The following is a 16,924-nucleotide window of genomic DNA, read 5'->3' as shown; positions in this document are numbered from 1 at the left end:
GAGCTAGCCATGCGAGTCGAACAACTGACGTACTCGATCGGCGCCGAGCTGACCGGGGTGAATCTTGCCCACGCCATCTACGACGATGGCCTGTTTGCCCAGATCCGCTCCGCGCTGCTGAAGCATCGGGTGCTGTTCCTGCGCGACCAGGACATCACGCGCGCCGAACACGTGGCGTTCGCGCGCCGCTTCGGCGAACTGGAAGACCATCCGGTCGCGGGCAGCGATCCGGAAAATCCGGGCCTCGTGCGTATCTACAAGACCCCGGACCAGCCCAACGACCGTTACGAAAACGCTTGGCATGCCGATGCCACGTGGCGCGAAAAGCCGCAGTTCGGAGCGGTGCTGCGTTGCGTGGAATGTCCGCCCGTCGGCGGCGACACGATGTGGGCGAACATGGTCCTCGCCTACGAAAATCTGCCGGCGTACGTGAAGGCGCAGATCGCGGACCTGCGCGCGCGCCACAGCATCGAGGCGAGCTTCGGTGCCGCGATGCCGATCGAAAAGCGTCTGGCGCTGAAGGCGCAGTTTCCGGACGCGGAGCATCCGGTCGTGCGCACGCATCCGGAAACGGAAGAGAAGGTGTTGTTCGTGAGCGCTTTCACGAGCCATTTCACGAACTTTCATACGCCGGAGCGGGTGCGCTTCGGTCAGGACGCGAATCCCGGCGCGGGCGATCTGCTGCGCTATCTGATCAGCCAGGCGTACATCCCCGAGTACCAGGTGCGCTGGCGCTGGCAGAAGAACAGTATCGCGATCTGGGACAACCGCAGCACGCAGCACTATGCGGTGATGGATTACCCGCCGTGTCATCGCAAGATGGAACGCGCCGGCATCATCGGCGACAAGCCGTACTGAACCAGCAAGTAGCTTCCCATGAATTACGAATTGAAGCCGACCATTCTGATGGTCCCGGGTTTGCGCGACCACGTCGCCGAGCATTGGCAAACCCTGTTGCAGCAACGGCTGCCGAAAGCGCTGTCGGTGCCGCCGCTCGAACACGACAAGCTCAGTTGCGCGGCACGGGTTGCGGCGCTCGATGCCGCGCTCGCGAGAATCGACGGTCCGGTCATTCTGGTCGCGCATAGCGCGGGCGTGATGATCACCGTGCATTGGGCGGCGCAACACAAGCGCGAGATTCACGGCGCGCTGCTCGCGGCGCTCGCGGACCTCGAGACGCCGATGCCGGCGGGCTATCCGGAGCTGGATACGCTCCAGCAGAACGGCTGGCTGCCGATTCCGCGCAAGCGTCTGCCGTTTCCGAGCATCGTCGGCGCGAGCCGCAACGATCCGCTCGCACGGTTCGAGCGGGTGCAGGACATGGCGCAGGACTGGGGCAGCCGCCTCGTCGATCTCGGCGAAGTCGGGCACCTCAATCCCGCTTCGGGCTTTGGCGAATGGCCGATGGCGGAGACATTGATTCGCCGCCTGGTGCTGATGTGACGCGGCTAGCGTCGGATCAGCAGGAGCCTGAAATGTCGCGTCGGATCGTGGTGGGGGTCGCCGGCGAACTCGCGCCGGGCCAGCGCAAGCTGGCCTTCATCGATGGCCGCAGCATCGTGCTGTTCAACATCGCAGGTACGCTTCACGCCATCGACAACACCTGTCCGCACAACGGGGCCGCGCTTTCCAGCGGCCAGCTGGAAGGTTGCATGTTGCGCTGTCCGGCGCACGGTCTGCGCTTCGACGTGCGCACGGGCTGCATGGCGGGAACAGGCGGATTGAGTGTGACGACCTTCCCGGTCGAAATAGTGAATTCAAAGGTGGTGGTGAGTCTCGACGAGCCGAATGCGACGCCCACGCATGAGCGAGACGCCACAACCCATCAGGAGACGGAAAGATGCAAGGCTTGATGATGCAGCAGTCGCTGCTGGTGTCGGCGCTGCTCACGCACGCGGAGCGCCATCACGGCGAACAGGAAATCGTGTCGCGACGCGTGGAAGGAGACGTCCATCGTTATTCGTATCGGCACCTCGCGCAGCGCGCGCGCCGCATGGCCAACGCGCTGACAACGCTCGGCGTCGGCCAGGGCGAGCGCGTCGCGACGCTCGCGTGGAACGGCTATCGCCACATGGAGCTGTATTTCGCGGTATCGGGGTCCGGGTCCGTGCTGCATACGCTGAACCCGCGACTGCACGTCGACCAGCTCGAATACATCATCGAGCATGCGCAAGATCGTGTGGTGTTCTTCGACCTGACGTTTCTGCCGCTGATCGAGAGCGTCGCGCCCCGGGTGAAGAGCCCGAAGGTATTCGTGGCGTTGACCGATCGCGCGCACATGCCGCAAGCGAACGAGCTGGACGGCATGCTGATGTGCTACGAAGATCTGCTGGAGCTGCACGACGACGTCTTCGAATGGCCGCTGCTCGACGAAAACAGCGCGTCGTCGCTGTGCTACACGTCGGGCACCACCGGCAATCCGAAGGGCGTGCTGTACAGCCATCGCTCTACCGTGCTGCACACCTACGCGGCGGCGCTGCCCGATGCGCTGAACTGTTCCGCGCGCGACGTGATTCTGCCGGTCGTACCGATGTTCCATGTGAACGCGTGGGGACTGCCCTACATCGCCTGCATGGTCGGCGCGAAGCTGGTGTTTCCGGGGCCCGCGCTCGACGGCAAGTCGCTCTATGAACTGATCGAGACGGAACACGTGACGCTGTCGGCCGGTGTGCCGACCGTGTGGCAGGGACTGCTCACGCATGTCGATGCGATGGGCGGCACCTTCTCGTCGATGCGGCGCACGGTGATCGGCGGCGCGCCGTGTCCAACCGCGATGACCGAGGCGTTCCAGAAGCGCCATCGGGTCGAGGTGCTGCACGCGTGGGGCATGACCGAATTGAGCCCGATCGGCACGGTCTGCAGCTTCAAGGCGCATCAGCAGTCGCTGCCGATGGACGAGCAATACCGGGTGCAGGCGAAGCAGGGACGTGCGCTGTTCGGCATCGACATGCGGATCGTCGGCTCGCACGGCAATGAATTGCCGTGGGACGGCGAGAGCGCTGGCGATCTGCAGGTGCGCGGCCACTGGGTCACGCAACAGTACTTCGGCGCCGACGTCGAGTCGCCGCTGTGCGACGGCTGGTTTCCGACCGGCGACATCGCGACCATCGACAGGCACGGCTTCATGCAGATCACCGATCGCAGCAAGGACGTGATCAAGTCGGGCGGCGAATGGATCAGTTCGGCGGCCATCGAAAACGTCGCGTATCTGCATCCGGAAGTCTCGACTGCAGTGTGTATCGCCGCGCGGCATCCGAAGTGGGACGAACGGCCGCTGCTGCTGGTCGTGAAAAAGCCGGGCAGCGAGCTGGCCGGCGACGAACTGCTGTCCTTCTTCAACGGCCGGGTCGCGCGCTGGTGGACCCCCGATGCCGTGGTATTCGTCGACACGGTGCCTATCGGCGCAACCGGCAAGGTGCTGAAGAACCAGTTACGCGATCAGTACGGGAACTACTACCTGCCCTGACGGACGGCTTGCGCAGCGACACAGTTCGATTCACGCAACAACGCGGCCGGGTACGCCCGGCGCACACAAAATCACCAATCGATTGAAGCGACCGCAGCATGGGCTTTGGCGCCACCGCCGGTACGCGAAGGAGACACAATGAAGTTAAAGACAAGCAGCGCTATCGTGTTGGCCATTTTCGCCACCGCAGCTCATGCCCAGTCGTCAGTGACGCTCTATGGCGTGATCGATACGGGTTTCCTGTATCAGAGCACTTCGGCGGCCACCTTCCTGCCGCACGCGCCGAACACGGGCAAGATTTATCAGCTGAAGGACGGCGGTATCTATGCGAGCTTCTGGGGTTTGAAAGGTAGCGAAGACATCGGCGGCGGCTACAAGGTCAATTTCAAGCTGCAGGGCGTATTCAACTCCACGAACGGCAAGTTCGGCCTGTCCGATACGCCGGGCACCACCGCGATCTTCAACCAGTTCGCGACGATCGGCGTGTCCGGACCCTTCGGTACCTTCGACGCCGGCCGGCAGATCATTCCGATGATCTACGCGATGGCGGAAACCGACGTGCGCGGCGCGCAGTATTTCGGCAGTATTCTGACCGCGTGGCTGGGCATCAATCAGGCGGCCGGCTGGCCGGGTACGAGCACGAACGCGCCGATCGGCGCGCTGTACGACAGCAACGCGCTCGTCTATAACTCGCCGAAATTCCACGGCGCGTCACTTGCGCTCGAGTACGCACCGGGCGGCGTCGCCGGTCATTTCCAGGGCGGCACGCGCGAGTCGGCCGTGGCCAGGTATTCGAACTACGGTTTGAATCTGTCCGCGGTGTATTACAACGGCCACGATACCAACCCGTTCCCGATCACGTACCCGGCGGCACCCGCCATCCCTGCGACCGGGCTGGCGAACAACCGTTTCTACTATTTCGGTGCGATGTACACGATCGCCGGATTTTCGGTGTCGGCCTCGTATGGCGCCGGCAAGAACCCGGCGCATAGCAACACCGCGGACTTCGAAATGATTTCGGGGGGCCTTGGCTACCAGTTCAATCCGCGTTTCAAGGTCACGTCCGGGTACTACTACCTGAAAGACAAGAACAACTCGGCGAACCATTCGAGCGAATTCGCGGTGGGTGCGGAATACAACCTGTCCCAGCGCACCAAGGCTTACGCGCAGGTGGGTTATGTGGCCAACAAGGGGACCATGAACCAGACCATCATCTATGGCGCGCCGGTTGCGCCCGGCGTGTCCACCACGGCGGCCATGGTCGGCATCCGCCATAACTTCTGATTACGTCACCTATAACAACTGGAGTATTCGATGAAAAGCATTCAGGCACGCGCGCTGGCGATTGCCGCATTGATTCTGGCCGCGTCGAGCAGCGCATGGTCGCAGTCGGGTCAGTCGTCCAGCGCAGCTTCGGGCGCGCCCGCGATGTCGAGTAGCGCAGCCGCTCCCGCCAGCCCGAGGCAAGCGAATCGCGCGCTGCGTCGGCAGGTGTATGCGGCGATCGGCAAGCACAAGGAGATCAGCGCCGGCAATATCAGCGTCGTCGCAAAAGGCGGCGCGGTGACGCTGAGCGGCACGGTCACCGACGCTTCGCAGATCAATCAGGTCGCGGAGATCGCGAAGGGCGTTCCGGGGGTGACTTCGGTGACCAACAAGCTCACCGTGCAAAAGCCGTTCGGCGGGCAGTAAAGAGAGCTCACGCATCGGGGGAATCAAAGCGCGAGGAGCTCACTACAATAACCCACTAGCTGTCGAACAGCGCCGTGTAACGGCGCTGCATCTCTTCAGGCGTGAGCGCTTCGATCTGCGCGCCGAGCTGCCATTCGTGTCCGAACGGATCGCGCACGGTCCCCGAGCGCTCGCCATAAAAATGATCGGTTAGCGGGAGGACCACGGTTGCGCCCGCTTTGACCGCTTGTTCGAATAGCTGGTCGACGTCGTCGCAGTGGATATGCAGCAGCACGCCCGGCCGGCTGTCGCCGCTCGGGCCGAGCATGTCGTGCTCGGGATATTCGTCGGACAGCATCACGATCGCGGGACCGATCTTCACTTCGGCATGACCGATGCGGCCGCCTGGCTCGGTCAGGCGAAACTGTTCGATGCCGCCGAATGCCTGTGCGTAGAACTCAATCGCCTGCGCGGCATTGCGCACTCGCAGATAGGGGTAGACCTCATGGATCGCGCTCATCGTCACCTCCAGGTGGTGGGCGAATGATTCGTGGGACGTCATGGTCGTTGCGGCAGATTACATTAGAAATCGACAGCCGGGTTTGGCCCACCGTGAATCCGGAATCGCGTCACATTTGTCACTCCCATCACTCGATGACCGGCGGCGTAAACTGAACCTTCATCAACAGCGAGCGATGCAAGGCGAACGAATCGCCTTCCGACCCGAACGCACAGGACATCGCTCTAACCCGGAGGTTGCGATGACGACGAACAAGTCACCTGAGAAGAGTGGGAAAGATGGACAGCCTGCGATGAAGACACCGCCGGTCGTGTCGCGGCAAGAGTGGGAGGCCGCGCGCGAGCAGTTGCTCGTCAAGGAGAAAGCCTTGACACGTGCCCGCGACGCGCTGGCCGCCGAGCGGCGTCGGATGCCATGGCTTGCCGTGGAAAAAGCGTATGCGTTCGACGGGCCGCAAGGCAGAGTGAGCCTGCTCGATCTCTTCGAAGGCCGCCGTCAGCTGGTCATCTATCGCGCCTTTTTCGAGCCCGGCGTGCACGGATGGCCAGAGCACGCGTGCATTGGCTGTTCGCTGGGGGCCGATCAGGTCTCCCACCTTGCGCATTTGCACGCTCGCGACACGACCCTCGTGTACGCGTCCCGCGCACCGCAAGCCGATATCGCGCGGCTGAAGGCCCGGATGGGCTGGGAGATGATTCCCTGGTACACGATCACCGACAGCTTCGACGCCGACTTCGGCGTGGACGAATGGCACGGCCACAACGCGTTCATCCGGGACGGCGAGCGTGTGTTCCGAACGTACTTCATTAACGGGCGTGGCGACGAGGCGATGGGCACTGTCTGGAGCTACCTCGACATGACGGCGCTCGGGCGGCAGGAGACGTGGGAGGATTCGCCGGAGGGCTACCCACAGAGCCGGCCGTACAAGTGGTGGAACTGGCACGACACTTACGTCCCCGGCGCGGCTCCCGATCCGAAGTGGGTCGAGGTGTCGGATGCCGGCGAGGCCGCATTTCGGAAGCACGACGAGTAGCGCCTGACGAATCGTCGCTCGGAGAAACGACGTTCGCCAACGTACGGGACGGCCGTTCTCGCGGTCCAGCGGTATTTGAATGCTAGAGTCACGCTCGCACGCAAAGACAGCAATCACTGCAAGCCTGACTTCGAACCTATCTATGTTCGCACTACCGTGGATCGCGATTTTTCTCGCCGCGCCGGCGACGTGGGCCAGCACGTTTCGCTGGCTGGGCGTCGGCCTGCTCGTGATCGGATACGGCACGGCGTTGTCGACCGGGCAGCTCGGCCCTTTCGCGAGCGTCGCCATTGCGTTGCTTGGCGTGGCCGCGTACGCGGTGTCGCCGGCTCGCCAGCGTTACGTTCGATACGCTGGTCATCTGCTGTTCGTCGCGCTCGCGATCGGGCTCAGCCTGCATTGGCTACCCGGCTTTCATAACCCACGCGTGATCGGCCCCGTGCATCTCACGCCGGATGCCGTGCCCTTCACGATGTACCTCAATTTCGACAAGCCGCTGATCGGCTTCTGGCTGCTGCTCGCCTTGCCGTGGATTCGGCCGCCGCACGCGCTGCGCACGTGGTTAGTCGCCGGCGTCGCCGGTTGGCTGATCACGGTCGCGGCCTGCATGGCCGTTGCGTTGTCGCTGGGGATCGTCGGATGGGCGCCGAAGCGGCCCGCCGACAGCGTGCTGTGGTTGGTGAACAATCTCTTTCTCGTCACGCTTACCGAAGAGGCGTTGTTTCGCGGCTATCTGCAAGGCGGTTTGACGCGACTGTTCGCGCGCTGGAAAAGGGCAGACCTGCTCGCGCTATGCGTGGCGGCCGCGCTGTTCGGCCTCGCACATGGCGCGGGCGGATGGCAGTGGATCGTGCTCGGAAGTGTGGCGGGCATCGGCTATGGGCTGGCGTATCGCTTCGGCGGCTTATCTGCGGCGGTGCTCGCACATTTCGGGCTGAACGTGGTCCACTTTTTCTTCTTCACGTATCCGATGCTGCAGCTCGCGGGCAAGCTCTGAAACGACGTGGATCGGCCGTGCGCTGGCCGCGAATCCAGGCGAAGATTACCAATGACTGGATCGTTGCGGCATCCCGACGGTTCAACCTCTACGTTTCTCCGCTTACGAGGGCCACACGCCGATGAACGCATCCGAACGTATCGACGAACTGATCGCAGGACTCACCGACTGGCGCGGCGCGACCTTCGCTCGCATCCGTCAATGCGTGCTGGCGGCGGACCCGGCGATCGTCGAGGAATTCAAGTGGATGGGTAGTCCGGTCTGGTCGCGCGACGGCATGATCGCGGTCGCCAACGCGCACAAGGGTAAGGTCAAGCTGACCTTCGCGCACGGGGCGGGCCTGGCCGACCCGCACGGTTTGTTCAACGCGGGCTTCGAAGGCAACGCGCGGCGCGCGATCGACTTCTTCGAGCGCGACGAGGTCGACGAGCGCGCACTGAAAGCGCTGATCCGCGCCGCGATCGACTATAACCAGAGTCATCTGAAGAAGAATGCGCGCGGCGCAGTACCGAAAGCAAGCCGTAAGCCGACGCCCGGCGACGCCTGAAGCCGGCACGGTCTGCTCGCTGGCCCCGCCGCGCCGCCAGAGCCAGCGGATTGATACCAGAACTGATATGGATATCGCCCAAAATATAATTGGAAAGATATCACCCCGCTCCGTACACTTCACCATCCCTGGACATTGAGCGGCAAGCCATGCGCCGTGGCGCCGGGTGGGCCGCTTCAGTCAAATATGCCGGTGAGGGTCCCGGCGCATGCATCAAGGACCTAGCATGTCGGAAAAAAAGCGGAAATTGCGCTCGGCCGAATGGTTCGGCACGGCTGACAAGAACGGCTTCATGTATCGAAGCTGGATGAAGAATCAGGGCATCCCGGATCATGAGTTCGACGGGCGCCCTGTGATCGGTATTTGCAACACGTGGTCCGAGCTGACACCGTGCAACGCGCACTTTCGCAAGCTCGCCGAGCATGTGAAGCGCGGCATCTACGAAGCGGGCGGCTTCCCGGTCGAGTTCCCGGTGTTCTCGAACGGCGAATCGAATCTGCGTCCGACCGCGATGCTCACGCGCAATCTCGCGGCGATGGACGTCGAGGAAGCGATCCGCGGCAATCCGATCGACGCGGTGGTGCTGCTGACCGGCTGCGACAAGACGACCCCCGCGCTCCTGATGGGCGCGGCGAGCTGCGACGTGCCGGCGATCGTCGTGACCGGCGGCCCGATGCTGAACGGCAAGCTCGACGGCAAGAACATCGGCTCGGGCACCGCGGTGTGGCAGCTGCACGAATCGCTGAAAGCCGGCGAGATCGATCTGCATCAGTTTCTGTCGGCCGAGGCGGGCATGTCGCGCTCGGCGGGCACCTGCAACACGATGGGCACCGCGTCGACGATGGCCTGCATGGCCGAGGCGCTCGGCACGTCGCTGCCGCACAACGCGGCGATTCCCGCGGTCGACTCGCGCCGCTACGTGCTCGCGCATATGTCGGGCATCCGCATCGTCGAGATGGCGCTCGAAGACCTGAAGCTGTCGAAGATCCTCACGCGCGAGGCGTTCACCAACGCGATTCGCGTCAATGCGGCAATCGGCGGCTCGACCAATGCGGTGATTCATCTGAAGGCGATCGCGGGGCGCATCGGTGTCGATCTCGAACTCGACGACTGGGTGCGCATCGGCCGCGACACGCCGACGATCGTCGACCTGATGCCGTCGGGCCGTTTCCTGATGGAAGAGTTTTATTACGCGGGCGGTCTGCCGGCCGTGCTGCGCCGGCTCGGCGAAGCGAAGCTGCTGCCGCATCCGGAGGCGTTGACGGTCAACGGCAAGACGCTGTGGGACAACGTGAAGGATGCGCCCAACACCAACGACGAAGTGATCCGTCCGCTCGACAAGCCGCTCGTCGCCGATGGCGGCATTCGCGTGCTGCGCGGCAATCTCGCGCCGCGCGGCGCGGTGCTGAAGCCGTCGGCGGCGACGCCCGAGTTGCTCAAGCATCGCGGGCGCGCGGTCGTGTTCGAGAACTTCGAGCACTACAAGTCGCGCATCGTCGACGAAACGCTCGAGGTCGATGCGAACTCGGTGCTGGTGATGAAGAACTGCGGGCCGAAGGGTTATCCGGGCATGGCCGAAGTCGGCAACATGGGCCTGCCGCCGAAGCTGCTGAAGCAGGGCGTGAAGGACATGGTGCGGATTTCCGATGCGCGCATGAGCGGCACCGCGTACGGTACCGTGGTGCTGCACGTGACGCCGGAAGCGGCGGCCGGCGGCCCGCTCGCCGCGGTGCAGGACGGCGACTGGATCGAGCTCGACTGTGACGCGGGCACGCTGCACCTCGATATCAGCGACGCGGAGCTCGAGCGCCGTCTCGCGAAGCATGTGCCGCCCGAGCCGCCGGAAGGTGGCGGCTACCGGCGCCTGTATATCGATCACGTGTTGCAGGCCGATGAGGGCTGCGACCTCGACTTCCTCGTTGGGTGTCGAGGCTCCGCGGTGCCGCGGCATTCGCACTGACGCGCCGTTGCAACGATAACGGCTCGAACCATGACCATGCGGGCGATGCATTCGTGCATCGCCCGCATTTTTTTTGACTGGTGGCTATCAGCCGAGGTTATCGACCGCATCGAGCACAAGCCCGAAGAACTCGTTGGCCGCGGCCGGATTCAGCCAGCGCACGACCACCGTCATGCGCCGCTCCGGTTCGACCCACGTGAACGAACTTCCCGCGCCAATGCCGAAGTAGCTCGACTCCGGCACGTTCGGGAACACCTTGCGCCCGGTGTTGAGCCACACGAGGTAGCCATAGAACGGCGCGATCGCGCACGGCGTACGCATGCGCGCGATCCATTCGGACGACAGCACGCGCTGGCCGTTCGCGACGCCGTCATCGAGCAGCATCTGCGCAACCTTCAACTGATCGTTCGCGCTCACCGACATGCCGCCGCCCCAGTGCGTGCCGCCCGGCACCGGCTGCATGCGTCGCCCGTCGATTTCGACCCACGCGTCGTCGTAGCCGACCCATTGCCAGTTTTCGCTCGCACCGGTTGGCCGCATGATCGCTTCGCGAAACACCTCGGGCAGCGGCTGACGGAACAGATGCAGCAGTGCGAGCGAGAACTGGTTGATGCGGACGTCGTTGTATTCCCAGTAGCTGCCCGGCCGTTGCAGCGGACGCGGGTCGCCTTTCCTGCCATCGGGCGGCGCGGCGAAATTGACCGCGCGGTAGTGATCCGCCTGATCCGACAAACCGAAGTACGTGCCGCGCCATTCGCTGGTTTGCTGCAGCAGATGCGCCCAGCCGATCGGCGCGTTGTGTTCGTCGTCGAAGCCGATGTTGGGCACGCGCACGCGCACCGGCTCATCGACGTCGGGCAACAGGCCGCGATCGTGCGCGACGCCGGCGAGCAGCGCGAGGTACATCTTTGCGACGCTGAAGGTCAAATCCGCGCGATCCGGCTCGCCCCAGCTCGTCAGCACGCGTCCGTCGACGGCGATCGCCCCCGATACCGGCCCGCGATCATGCACGGGACCGAGCAGCTTGTTCCACGGCGGCGGGTCGTTCACGTGCACACCCCACGCGCCACCCACGTGGCGGTCCCAAAGCGATTCATGATCCACCGCGAACTGCACGGCGTGTTGCAAACGGTCTTGCATGGAAAAGTTCCTGTCGGTTCGACGAAGCTCGCTAGGCAAGACTCAGCGTGCGTGCAGTCGCACGCGTGACCACATCACGGTGAAAAGGCTGAGCACGGCCGCGAGCATCAGATAGAGGCCGGGTGCGAGGTTATTGCCGGTTGCCGCGATCAGCGCGGCGACCGCGAGCGGCGTGAAGCCGCCGAACACGGTGGTGCCGATGTTGTAGCCGAACGCCATGCCGGTCGTTCGCGTGCGGGTCGGGAACAGCTCGGACATCATGGCCGGAATCGGCGCGAAGTAGCTCGCCTTCAGCATCGCGACCCACGTGACCGCGGCCAGCAACGAGCCGAGCGACGGATGCGCGTTCATCAGCATGAAGGCCGGATAGACGGTCGCGAAGAACAGCGCACCGGCGCAGAGCATGATGCGCACACGGCCCACCTTGTCGGACAGATGACCGACGATCGGCGTGAGCACCATCATGATCAGACCGGCCGCGAGCGTCGCGATGAAGCCCGACGACGGCGCGAGCCCGAGTTGCCGCGCCGCGTAGGTCGGCATGTAGAGCAGCATGTAGTTGGCCGTGGTGGTCAGCACGAGCGCGCCGATCGACACGAGCACCTGTTCCTTTTGCGTCGCGAGCAGTTCTCGCACCGGCGCGGCGGATTTCTCCGCGCGCTCGAATTCCGGCGTTTCGTCGATGCGGCGGCGAATATACAGCCCGACCGGACCGATCAGCAGGCCGAACAGGAATGGAATGCGCCAGCCCCAGCCTTCGAGTTGCGCGGTGCTCAGCGTGCTTGTCAACACCGCGCCGAACAGCGACGCGAGCAGCGTGCTCGCGCCCTGGCTCGAGAACTGCCAGCTCGCCATGAAGCCCTTGCGCTCGGGCGCATGTTCGATCAGAAACGCGGTCGAGCTGCCGAACTCGCCGCCCGCCGAGAAGCCCTGCAACAGCCGCGACGCGAATACGCCGATCGGCGCGAGCACGCCGATCGCCGCATACGACGGCATCAGCGCGATCATGCCGGTGCCGAGCGTCATCATTGCAATCGATAGCGTCAGCGATGCCTTGCGGCCTTTGCGGTCGCTGAACGAGCCGAGTGCGAGCGCGCCGATCGGTCGTGCGAGATACGACAGCGCGAAGGTGCCGAGCGTAAGCAGCAGTGACACAGTGCGGTCGTGCACCGGAAAAAACGTACGCGACAGCACGGCCGCGAAGTAGCCGTACACGACCAGATCGTAGAACTCCAGCGCGTTGCCGATAGAGGTCGCGAGAATTAGCCGCGATACGCTCGAGCGCGAGGTGTGCCGCGCGAGCGCGTCGGCGGTGGTGGCGGAGTCCATGCTCATGTCGAAGTCCTCGGGCGGCATTGGGAGTTGCGCCGGCAGGGTCGCGTGAGCGGCGCGGGCGCGGGATCGAAGCGTGTGACCCGATGTTGGGGTGGCCGATATTTATAGACAATTACAATATTTGGCAGATATCGTTGCCGAAAAGGCAAAGCGAAATCGTGATGACCTGGATCGACAACACCGCGCTGCAAAAGAAAAGCGCCCCGTAGGGCGCTTTTCATGGATTCAGCCAGGCAGGGAACACGAGTGTTCCCCACCGCTAATCGTCTGCTTAGAACTTGTGACGCATACCGACGCGGAACGCGAGCTGGTTGTCGGCGCCGACGCCCGACGTGTTGAAGTAGCTCGTGCTCGAACCGATCTGTGCCTGCAGGTCGCCAGTTGCGGCGTTGTGGCCCGATGCGATCTGATAGATGCCCAGCACGTAGACGTCCGTGCGCTTCGACAGCGCGTAGTCGCCGCTCAGGTTAACCTGGTTCCAGTGACCGACATTCGCGCCGCTCAGGTGCATGTACGTGTAGCCCGCGCCTGCCGTGATCGCCGGCGTGACCGCGTACTTCGCGCCCGCTTCGTAGGCTGCGAACGTGGTCGAGCCACCCGAGATCGGTGCGAGGCGCGTGTTCGTGTACAGGGCCCACAGCGTCGCCGGGCCGAATGCGTAGCGGCCGCCAACGCCGAACGAGCGCAGATCCTGGATCTGGCCGGTGCCGAGCGTCGGGAAGCTTACGTTAGCCAGTGAAGTCGAGAAGGCCGGCGATGCCTGGCCCGGGTAACGGATGTCCGTGTACGCTGCGCCGATACCGAACGGGCCGTTCGCATAGTTCGCGCCGAAGCTGTAAGCGCGCGACGAACCCGCAACCGGTGCAGCCGACGTGCCCGTACCCGGCGTGCCGGCAAAGCCGCCTGCCGTGTTCGAGAAGCCGTACATCGCGCCGAAGGTCAGGCCCGAGAAGTTCGCGCTGCTGAACTTGACCGAGTTGTTGATACGGCTCGAGGTGAGCTGGTCGACGTCGTTGATGTGGTAAGCGTAGTTGCCCGCGACGGTCAGGCCGCCGGTCGAGTAGTTAGAGCCGAGGTAGTCGGTCGAGAATGAGTACTGGCGGCCGAACGTCAGCGAGCCGATGTCGTTCTGCGACACACCGACATAGGCCTGGCGACCGAACATCGCGCCGCCTTGGCCGGCGGTGCCGTTACCGCTGTTGAAGCCGTTTTCCAACACGAACAGCGCCTTCAGGCCGTTGCCGAGGTCTTCCGTGCCACGCAGACCCCAACGGCTGCCTTGCGCGACGCCGTCGTCATACTTCGTCAGGCTGCTATGGCCGGTGGACGTTTTCGAGTTGTTCACGTAGCTGATACCCGCATCGATCAAGCCGTACAGCGTGACGCTGCTTTGTGCGTGAGCGGCGGAGGCGAAGACGGCAAGCGTAGCGGCGGTCAGGATTTTCTTGTTCAACATACTTCTCCGAGTTAGCGAATTTTGGCGATCGCGACGCGCTGCTCTGCGGCAACGTCGCGCGATGGCCGGCAATTTAAGGGAACGCTGAGTAAGGTCTGTGACAGGAAAAAATTTTTTCCATGGTGTCGTGTCGGCGCGACACTTTGCGTGGGCACCGGGGGCGGGTGTGTCGGTGGCGGGGCGGGTCGATCGACCTTGGAGCGAAGCGGGGCGTGTGACAGCGGATCGCCCGCCAGGCGGCGGGCGATCGGTTACTTCGGCTGCTGCATGAAAATACAGTTACATATGGCCGGCTGCGACGGCATCGCCGGTCGCAGCGGCGTTGGCGTCAGTTGCTCAGCAACGAGCCGCTGCGGAACGGCGTCGCGCCGGCGATGCGCGCGAACTCGAGGCCGGCCGTCGCGAAACGCGCCAGATGCCGCGCGTACAGCAGGCCGGCCACGGTGTTCTTGATCGTGACGACGCGGTCCGTCAACGGATCGACGATGTCGGCGATTTCCCGGCCCACGTCGACCCACGTGCCGACCTCGCAGCGATACACGAGCACGCCGCTGATCGGCGCGACGAGCGGCTCGGCGCCCGCGAGCGGCGTCGCCGCGAATTCGAGCGGCGGCAGCGGCGCCGGTTCGCCGTCGACCACGCCGCGCAGGGTCAGATACTCGATGATCGCCTGTGCGTCTTTTTCCGCGTACTCGTACGACACGTCGCGCTGGCCGCGCAGTTCGATCGTGACCGAGATGCCGCCGTTCGGGATCGGGAAGCGCTCGCCGAAACGGCCGCGCAGATCCGACCAGCAGAAGCTGTGGATCTCGTCGAACGGATTGCCGACCGAGTTCAGCGCGAGCAGCGACGCCTTCGCGTCGATGTAGCGCGCTAGCGGTTCGACTTCCGGCCACAAGTCCGGATTGGTATACAGGTGCATCGCGGCTTCCCAGTCGCAATGCAGGTCGAGCACGACGTCGGCGTCGTACGAGAGTTTTTGCAGCGCGAGGCGTTGCGAGCCGAGTTCGGTGGTCGGCTTCTGCTCGTCGAGCGCTTCGCGCATCGCCGCGCGAATGGCGGCGCGGTTCTCATCTATGTCGCCGGTCAGACGCGACTCGATGGTCGGCAGCACGAGTTCCGCGAGGTCGTAGAAGTTGCGGTTGAAGTTCTGCGCGCTGCCGGTTTCGAAGCGCCCGAGCATCTGGCCGAGCAGATGCTGGTTCAGGCCGATCGGATTCGGCACCGGCACCACCACGACTTCTCCGCGCAGCTTGCCCGCGGCCTCGAGCGCGGCCAGCTTGCGGCGCAGCGACCACGACACCAGCATGCCGGGCAGCTCGTCCGCGTGCAGCGACGACTGGATATAGATTTTCTGTCCGCCGCCGGGACCGTAGTGGAAACTCGTCAGTTCACGGGCGGTGCCAAGCGACGGGGCAATCAGCGGATGGGTCTGGGTTTGCATGGTTTTGACTTCGCAGCCCGTTCGTAGCGGCCGCGCTAGGTTGTTGATTGCAAGGGGAAAGGTGCGCGCCGGCTGCGCGCGAGGTCCGCGTGCGCGGACTGCGGCCACCTGTCTCCCGGCGACCGCGCGTTGCACGATCTTAGCCGATATGCCCCACGATGTGGCTTCATGTGGCTGGATGTGGAGCCGCAAAACAAAACGGGCTCCGCATCGCGGAGCCCGTTTCGGACAAGCTGCCGGCGCGCCGTGCGGCGCGCGTGGGCGATTTAGCTGCCGTACACGTCGAAGTCGAAGTACTTCTTCTCGATCTTCTTGTAGGTGCCGTCCTTGATCATGTCGGCGATCGCCTTGTCGACCTTCGCCTTCAGATCGGTATCTTCCTTGCGCATGCCGATGCCGGCGCCGCTGCCGAGGATCTTCGGATCGTTGAGGTCCTGGCCGACGAACGCGAAGCCCTTGCCGCGCGGCGTCTTCAGGAAGCCCTGGTCAGCCTGCACTGCGTCCTGCAGCGCTGCGTCCAGACGGCCCGAGATCAGGTCGGCGTAGACCTGGTCCTGGTTCTGATACGGCACGACTTTCGCGCCAGCCGGTTCCCAGTACGTCTTCGCGTAGGTTTCCTGGATCGTGCCCTGTTCGACGCCCACCGTCTTGCCCTTCAGCGATTCAGCGGTCGGCAGGATGCCCGAGCCCTGCTTCGCGACGAGGCGCGTCGGCGTGTTGAACAGCTTCGACGAGAAGGCGATCTGTTCGGCGCGTTGCGGCGTCATCGACATCGACGACAGCACGCCGTCGAACTTCTTCGCCTTCAGTGCCGGGATCATGCCGTCGAAGTCGTTTTCCACCCACACGCACTTCGCACCGACGCGCTTGCAGATTTCGTTGCCGAGGTCGATATCGAAGCCAACGAGCTTGCCGTCTGCGCCTTTCGACTCGAACGGGGGATAGCTGGCATCAACGCCAAAACGGATCGTCGACCAATCTTTAGCGTGTGCGCCAATGGAGACGGTGGCAATCAAGGCAACCGTCAAAGCCGCTAGCAGTTTTTTCACTATTTTTACTCCTCGGTGTAGTTCAATTTCGCCCTCGACGGTTGTGCCGCCTCGGGACGCCCGGCGCGACTCGCAAACGGGCTTCTGGTCAGGATGCAAGCCGGGGTGGCCTGCAACGCGCGCCAAGCTTATCAGTTCAAAAATATTGGGAAGCTAGTAAAACACCGGATGGCGCAGGAGGAGGCCCTCTAGAGCGACGCGTGCGCCCAAGCCGATGGGACCGGATCGTACACTGTTGGTGGTGTTTGCGTAACACGGGTGTAATGCACGAGGGGTAATACGGTGAGCCGGCGAGCGTGATCGACC

Annotated in this window: 16 protein-coding genes; 10 read left to right on the top strand and 6 right to left on the bottom strand. The window is 63.8% G+C overall.

What is annotated here, in order from left to right; genetic code table 11:
• Positions 1-9 precede the first annotated feature (9 nt).
• The 6 genes from AB3X86_RS16570 (at position 10) to AB3X86_RS16545 (ending at position 5,158) form a co-directional block, all read left to right on the top strand.
• The gene (locus AB3X86_RS16570) at positions 10-858 is read left to right on the top strand and encodes a TauD/TfdA family dioxygenase (protein ID WP_176366635.1); all 849 of its coding nucleotides are present in this window, start codon (positions 10-12) and stop codon (positions 856-858) included.
• Between the two features lie 18 nt (positions 859-876).
• Complete coding sequence (locus AB3X86_RS16565; RefSeq protein WP_368596788.1) at positions 877-1,443, top strand: RBBP9/YdeN family alpha/beta hydrolase; 567 nt, start codon at positions 877-879, stop codon at positions 1,441-1,443.
• A gap of 32 nt (positions 1,444-1,475) precedes the next feature.
• Positions 1,476-1,853 carry a Rieske (2Fe-2S) protein gene (locus AB3X86_RS16560; protein WP_368596787.1) on the top strand — a complete coding sequence of 126 codons (378 nt, stop codon included), beginning with the start codon at positions 1,476-1,478 and terminating at the stop codon, positions 1,851-1,853.
• Positions 1,841-3,466 carry a 3-(methylthio)propionyl-CoA ligase gene (locus AB3X86_RS16555; protein WP_368596786.1) on the top strand — a complete coding sequence of 542 codons (1,626 nt, stop codon included), beginning with the start codon at positions 1,841-1,843 and terminating at the stop codon, positions 3,464-3,466. Before AB3X86_RS16560 ends, AB3X86_RS16555 begins: the two co-directional genes overlap by 13 nt.
• 138 nt (positions 3,467-3,604) lie before the next feature.
• Entirely contained in the window at positions 3,605-4,750 is a 1,146-nt protein-coding gene (locus AB3X86_RS16550) for a porin (RefSeq protein ID WP_176120767.1), read from the top strand.
• Positions 4,751-4,780: 30 nt separating this feature from the next.
• Positions 4,781-5,158 carry a BON domain-containing protein gene (locus AB3X86_RS16545; RefSeq protein WP_368596785.1) on the top strand — a complete coding sequence of 126 codons (378 nt, stop codon included), beginning with the start codon at positions 4,781-4,783 and terminating at the stop codon, positions 5,156-5,158.
• 55 nt (positions 5,159-5,213) lie between these two features.
• On the opposite strand, the gene AB3X86_RS16540 is transcribed toward AB3X86_RS16545, so the two are convergent.
• The gene (locus AB3X86_RS16540) at positions 5,214-5,657 is read right to left on the bottom strand and encodes a VOC family protein (RefSeq protein WP_368596784.1); all 444 of its coding nucleotides are present in this window, start codon (positions 5,655-5,657) and stop codon (positions 5,214-5,216) included.
• Positions 5,658-5,898: 241 nt separating this feature from the next.
• On the opposite strand from AB3X86_RS16540, the gene AB3X86_RS16535 reads away from it, so the two are divergent.
• From AB3X86_RS16535 to AB3X86_RS16520, 4 genes are all read left to right on the top strand, one after another.
• Entirely contained in the window at positions 5,899-6,690 is a 792-nt protein-coding gene (locus AB3X86_RS16535; protein ID WP_176120770.1) for a DUF899 domain-containing protein, read from the top strand.
• Between the two features lie 142 nt (positions 6,691-6,832).
• The gene (locus AB3X86_RS16530) at positions 6,833-7,687 is read left to right on the top strand and encodes a lysostaphin resistance A-like protein (protein ID WP_368596783.1); all 855 of its coding nucleotides are present in this window, start codon (positions 6,833-6,835) and stop codon (positions 7,685-7,687) included.
• A gap of 121 nt (positions 7,688-7,808) precedes the next feature.
• Positions 7,809-8,234, top strand: a complete 426-nt coding sequence (locus AB3X86_RS16525; RefSeq protein WP_368596782.1) for a DUF1801 domain-containing protein — start codon at positions 7,809-7,811, stop codon at positions 8,232-8,234.
• A 226-nt stretch (positions 8,235-8,460) separates the two neighbouring features.
• Positions 8,461-10,194 (top strand): IlvD/Edd family dehydratase, encoded by a 1,734-nt coding sequence (locus AB3X86_RS16520; RefSeq protein ID WP_368596781.1) that lies wholly within the window; start codon positions 8,461-8,463, stop codon positions 10,192-10,194.
• Positions 10,195-10,281: 87 nt separating this feature from the next.
• On the opposite strand, the gene AB3X86_RS16515 is transcribed toward AB3X86_RS16520, so the two are convergent.
• The 5 genes from AB3X86_RS16515 to AB3X86_RS16495 form a co-directional block, all read right to left on the bottom strand.
• Positions 10,282-11,334 (bottom strand): serine hydrolase domain-containing protein, encoded by a 1,053-nt coding sequence (locus AB3X86_RS16515; RefSeq protein WP_368596780.1) that lies wholly within the window; start codon positions 11,332-11,334, stop codon positions 10,282-10,284.
• A gap of 42 nt (positions 11,335-11,376) precedes the next feature.
• Positions 11,377-12,669, bottom strand: coding sequence for an MFS transporter (locus tag AB3X86_RS16510; protein ID WP_368596779.1), 1,293 nt, complete (start codon positions 12,667-12,669; stop codon positions 11,377-11,379).
• A 271-nt stretch (positions 12,670-12,940) separates the two neighbouring features.
• Entirely contained in the window at positions 12,941-14,122 is a 1,182-nt protein-coding gene (locus AB3X86_RS16505) for a porin (RefSeq protein WP_368596986.1), read from the bottom strand.
• Between the two features lie 331 nt (positions 14,123-14,453).
• The gene (locus AB3X86_RS16500; RefSeq protein WP_368596778.1) at positions 14,454-15,569 is read right to left on the bottom strand and encodes a succinylglutamate desuccinylase/aspartoacylase family protein; all 1,116 of its coding nucleotides are present in this window, start codon (positions 15,567-15,569) and stop codon (positions 14,454-14,456) included.
• 266 nt (positions 15,570-15,835) lie between these two features.
• Entirely contained in the window at positions 15,836-16,618 is a 783-nt protein-coding gene (locus AB3X86_RS16495) for an ABC transporter substrate-binding protein (protein WP_176381064.1), read from the bottom strand.
• Positions 16,619-16,924 lie beyond the last annotated feature (306 nt).

This window comes from Paraburkholderia sp. BR14374 (assembly GCF_040948685.1).
GTDB lineage: Bacteria > Pseudomonadota > Gammaproteobacteria > Burkholderiales > Burkholderiaceae > Paraburkholderia > Paraburkholderia youngii.
The sequence above is the reverse complement of the archived record's forward strand: the minus strand, read 5'-3'. Positions and strand labels throughout refer to the sequence as shown.